Genomic DNA, 4,342 nt, shown 5'->3' with positions numbered 1-4,342 from the left:
GGTGACCGGGCTCAACGACGAGGTGCTCGACATCGACACCGCCTCCCCCGGCGCCCACGAGGAGCTGACCGGTGAGGCGTCGCTGCTCGCCGCGCCCAGCCGGGAGGTCTGCACCGCGCGCAGGTACGGCGACACGACCGCCACATCCGGGCGCCTCGCGGCCGGCAGCTCCGCCAGCCAACGGCCGGTCGCCCGGGCCTGCTCCTCGCCGGTCGCGGACAGCGGCACGTCGGCGTCGCGATGGGTGAGGTCGATCAGCTCCGCGCCCGACGCCTCGGCGTGTGTCGCCGCGACGTTCGCGGTGCTCTCGCCGTGCCGGACGATCCAGAGGGTTGCCAGTTCCGCCATGCGGCCCCCCTACCCGGGCGCCGCCGACGGTAACCGTGTCCGGTGGTCGCTGTCGGTTTCGGGGCAGCGCCGCGACCTGGTGATGCGAAACAATGTGCGCCGGACAGGTGACGGGGGTCGATAGATGACTGTCTTGCGAGGTCTGCGGGAAGCGGTCCTGTTGTTCGTGGTGGTCGGGGCGCTGGTCGCGGTCGCGGCGATGATCTGGGTGGCGGTCGCCGGCGGTGACTACGTCGCCCGGCTGGGCATCGGGTTGGTTGTGGTGGGCGGGCTCATCGGCATGACGGGCGACCTGACGCTGAGTCGGATCGGCATGCTCGGCCCCCGCGCCACCTTCGGTGTCGCGCCGGAGCGGGAGACGGCCGGCGGTGGGCGCGTGCTCACCGGGGTCGGCATCTTCCTCTTCGTCGGGCTGCCACTGGTCGTGGTCGGCGTGCTGCTGCTCACCTGAGCGGGCGCGTCATCGCTGCCGTCGAAGCCCAGCTCCGCCGGCGCCGCGCCAGTGTCCGCTCGGTGGCTGTACGGGGCGCTTGTGCGTCGTACCCTCAGGGCGTGGCCACGGCGGCGGAGGAGATCCAGGTGGGGGAGCGGGTGGTCCGCGTCTCCAGCCCCGACAAGCCGTACTTCCCGGAGCGTGGGCTGACCAAGCTGGACGTGGTCCGCTACTTCCTGGCGGTGGGCGACGGCATCCTGCGCGCGTTGCGGGACCGGCCGACCATGCTGGAACGCTGGCCCCGTGGTGTCTTCGAGGGCGCGACGATCGCCACCCGGCAGACCAACCGGGGCGACGCGTTCTACCAGAAGCGGCTGCCGGCCGGCGCGCCCGAGTGGGTGCGTACGGCGCACATCACGTTCCCCAGTGGCCGGACCGCCGACGAGGTCGCGCCGAGCGAGTTGGCAGTGGTCATCTGGGCGGCCAACCTGGGCACCCTGCGGTTCCACCCGTGGCCGGTCACCGCCGCCGACGTGGAACGCCCCGACCAGTTGCGCATCGACCTGGACCCGATGCCCGGCGTCGGCTTCGAGCAGGTGGTGCCGGTGGCGCACGAGGTGCGGGCGTTCCTCGCCGAGCTGGGCATGACCGGTTACCCGAAGACCACCGGCGGTCGGGGGCTGCACGTCTACCTGTCGATCGAGCCGCGGTGGAGCTTCGGTGACTGCCGTCGGGCGGTGCTCGCGCTGGGCCGGGAGATGCAGCGCCGGCTGCCGGACCTGGTCACCACCACCTGGTGGCGCGAACAACGGGACCGGCCGGTCTTCGTGGACTACAACCAGATGGCCCGGGACCACACGGTGACCTCGGCGTACTCGATCCGGCCGACGCCGGCCGCGCTGGTCTCCGCGCCGCTGGACTGGTCGGAGCTGGACCAGGTCCGCCCGGAGGACTTCGACGTGCTCAGCATGCCGGCCCGGTTCGCCGAGCGCGGCGACCCGCACGCCGGCCTCGACGGTGACCGGCACTCTTTGGAACCGTTGCTGGAGTTGGCCGACCGCGACGGGCTGGAGGCCCCGCCGGAGCGCTGAGGCCGGCGGTCACGCCCAGGGGCTGCCAACCCCGTCGAACTCCTCGAAGACCAGCCAGGTGCGGGTGGACAGCACCCCCGGAATGCTCTGCACCCGACCCAGCACCACGTCGCGCAGCGCGGCGTTGTCCGGCGCGCGTACCAGCGCGAGCACGTCGTGGTCACCGCCGAGCAACGCGGCGTGCTCGATGTAGCGCACCTGGGCCAGCTCGGCCGACACCTCCCGCCAGGTGTTCTGCTCGATGGTCAGGGCGATGTACGCCGACGTGCCCAGCCCGGCCGCCTCGGGTGCCACCTGGGCCCGGAACCCGGTGATCACCCCGTCGCGCAGCAACCGCTCCACCCGCGCGTACGCGTTGGTTCGGGAGATGTGGATCCGCTCGGCGAGGGTACGCACCGACGTCCGACCGTCGCGGACCAGCTCGTCGAGGATCCGCCGGTCGACCTCGTCCAACGCTCGGGCCGATCGTCCCGATCCCGCGCCCCGGCCTGCTTCGTCGGCGGTCTCCTGGCTCACTGGTACGCCCTCCGCATGCCAACCGTCCCGCCTTCTGTGTCGATCTTGAGTCAATCATCCACAAGCGGAAGCATAGGCTCACCACACGTCCCAGGAGGTTCCGCCGTGACGACCACTCCCCAGGCGGTCCGCAGGGCATCCCCGCGCACCCGTCGAACGGTCACCCCGCCCGACCCGGCGCGCTCGTTGCTACCGGACGCCGAGCCGGTCCGCCTGCTCGCCGAGAACGGCACGCCGCTGCCCGCCCGCGCCGACTACCCCGAACCACCCGCCGAGGTGCTGCGCGAGCTGTACCGCCGGATGGTGCTCGGCCGCCGCTTCGACACCCAGGCGACCGCCCTGACCAAGCAGGGCCGGCTGGCCGTCTACCCGTCCTCGCGGGGCCAGGAGGCGTGCCAGGTCGGCGCGGTCCTCGCGGTCCGCGACACCGACTGGGTCTTCCCCACGTACCGCGAGTCGATGGCGCTGGTTGCCCGAGGCATCGACCCCGTCGAGGTGCTCACCCTGCTGCGCGGCGACTGGCACTGCGGCTACGACCCGACCGAGGTGCACACCGCGCCGCAGTGCACCCCCCTCGCCACCCAGTGCGTGCACGCCGCCGGGCTGGCGCACGGCGAGGCGTACCAGGGCCGCGACACCGTGGCGCTGGCCTTCATCGGTGACGGCGCCACCAGCGAGGGCGACTTCCACGAGGGGATCAACTTCGCCGCCGTGTTCAAGGCGCCGGTGGTCTTCTTCGTGCAGAACAACAGGTACGCGATCAGCGTCCCGCTGTCCCGGCAGACCGCCGCGCCGTCGCTGGCCTACAAGGGCGTCGGCTACGGCGTACCCAGTGAGCAGGTCGACGGCAACGACCCGGTGGCGGTGCTCGCCGTGCTCACCCGCGCGGTCGCCCACGCCCGGGCCGGCAAGGGACCGTTCCTGGTCGAGGCGCACACCTACCGGATGGAGCCGCACACCAACGCCGACGACGCCAGTCGCTACCGCGACGGCGCCGAGGTCGACGCCTGGCGGGACCGGGACCCGGTCGCCCGCCTGGAGACCTACCTGCGCGCCCGCGGCGTGCTCGACGACGCGGCCGTCGCCGAGATCGCCGAGCAGGCCGAGGCGTACGCGGCGGACCTGCGGACCCGGATGAACGAGCAGCCCACCGTCGATCCGCTGAGCCTCTTCGACCACGTCTACGCCGAGCCCACCCCGCAGCTTGTCGAACAGCGTGAGCAGGTCCGCGCCGAGCTGGCCGCCGCGCACGCCGAGGAGGGCGACGCCTGATGGCCACCACCATGGCGAAGGCGCTCAACACCGCGCTCGCCGACGCGCTCGCCGCCGACGAGCGGGTCGTCGTCTTCGGTGAGGACGTCGGCGCGCTCGGCGGCGTCTTCCGGATCACCGACGGCCTCCAGGCCCGCTTCGGCGAGAACCGCTGCTTCGACACCCCACTCGCCGAGGCCGGCATCGTCGGCTTCGCCGTCGGCATGGCCATGTCCGGCCTGCGCCCGGTGGTCGAGATGCAGTTCGACGCGTTCGCGTACCCGGCGTTCGAGCAGATCGCCTCCCACGTGGCGAAGCTGCGCAACCGCACCAGGGGCGCGCTGAGCGTGCCGATCGTCATCCGCGTGCCGTACGCGGGCGGGATCGGCGGGGTCGAGCACCACTGCGACTCGTCCGAGGCGTACTACGCGCACACCCCCGGACTGAAGGTGGTCACCCCGGCGACCGTCGACGACGCGTACTCGCTGCTGCGCGAGGCCATCGAGGACCCCGACCCGGTGGTCTTCATGGAGCCAAAGAAGCTCTACTTCACCAGCGCCGAGGCGTCCCTGCCGACCCGCAACGAGCCGTTCGGCCGGGCCGTCGTGCCGACCAGACATTGTCTTCACGCGTCCCAGAGTGGCGATTTTTGTGGACGGTTGTTTCTGGCATGGATGTCAGCTCCACTGCCGAATGCCGTCAG

General features: G+C 72.0%; 5 protein-coding genes and 2 pseudogenes. 5 read left to right on the top strand and 2 right to left on the bottom strand.

The annotated features are described in order from the left end of the window. Positions 1 to 348 (bottom strand): phosphoglycerate mutase family protein (locus ABZ749_RS30385; RefSeq protein WP_357233785.1); only part of this gene is annotated, 348 nt, incomplete at its 3' end. Between the two features lie 124 nt (positions 349 to 472). Here ABZ749_RS30385 and ABZ749_RS30380 point away from each other — a divergent pair. Continuing rightward, positions 473 to 799 (top strand): hypothetical protein, encoded by a 327-nt coding sequence (locus ABZ749_RS30380; protein ID WP_357233783.1) that lies wholly within the window; start codon positions 473 to 475, stop codon positions 797 to 799. Positions 800 to 900: 101 nt separating this feature from the next. Next, positions 901 to 1,872 (top strand): DNA primase small subunit domain-containing protein, encoded by a 972-nt coding sequence (locus ABZ749_RS30375; RefSeq protein ID WP_357233781.1) that lies wholly within the window; start codon positions 901 to 903, stop codon positions 1,870 to 1,872. Between the two features lie 9 nt (positions 1,873 to 1,881). On the opposite strand, the gene ABZ749_RS30370 is transcribed toward ABZ749_RS30375, so the two are convergent. After that, the gene (locus ABZ749_RS30370; protein ID WP_355008035.1) at positions 1,882 to 2,325 is read right to left on the bottom strand and encodes an Lrp/AsnC family transcriptional regulator; all 444 of its coding nucleotides are present in this window, start codon (positions 2,323 to 2,325) and stop codon (positions 1,882 to 1,884) included. Between the two features lie 135 nt (positions 2,326 to 2,460). On the opposite strand from ABZ749_RS30370, the gene pdhA reads away from it, so the two are divergent. The 3 genes and pseudogenes from pdhA to ABZ749_RS30355 all read left to right on the top strand — a co-directional run. Continuing rightward, entirely contained in the window at positions 2,461 to 3,660 is a 1,200-nt protein-coding gene (gene pdhA, locus ABZ749_RS30365) for a pyruvate dehydrogenase (acetyl-transferring) E1 component subunit alpha (protein ID WP_357233787.1), read from the top strand. Beyond that, a pseudogene (locus ABZ749_RS30360) lies at positions 3,657 to 4,247 on the top strand (alpha-ketoacid dehydrogenase subunit beta); the annotation flags it as partial. The gene pdhA and the pseudogene ABZ749_RS30360, both read left to right, overlap by 4 nt. A gap of 31 nt (positions 4,248 to 4,278) precedes the next feature. Further along, positions 4,279 to 4,342, top strand: a pseudogene (locus tag ABZ749_RS30355) (very short patch repair endonuclease); the annotation flags it as partial.

The organism is Micromonospora sp. NPDC047753, from assembly GCF_040642735.1.
Taxonomy (GTDB): Bacteria; Actinomycetota; Actinomycetes; order Mycobacteriales; family Micromonosporaceae; genus Micromonospora.
This window is presented reverse-complemented; position numbering and strand designations above follow the sequence as displayed.

Coding starts and splice junctions, on each gene's coding strand:
- ABZ749_RS30380 (WP_357233783.1), top strand. CDS start 473: ATGACTGTCTTGCGAGGTCTGCGGGAAGCGGTCCTGTTGTTCGTGGTG.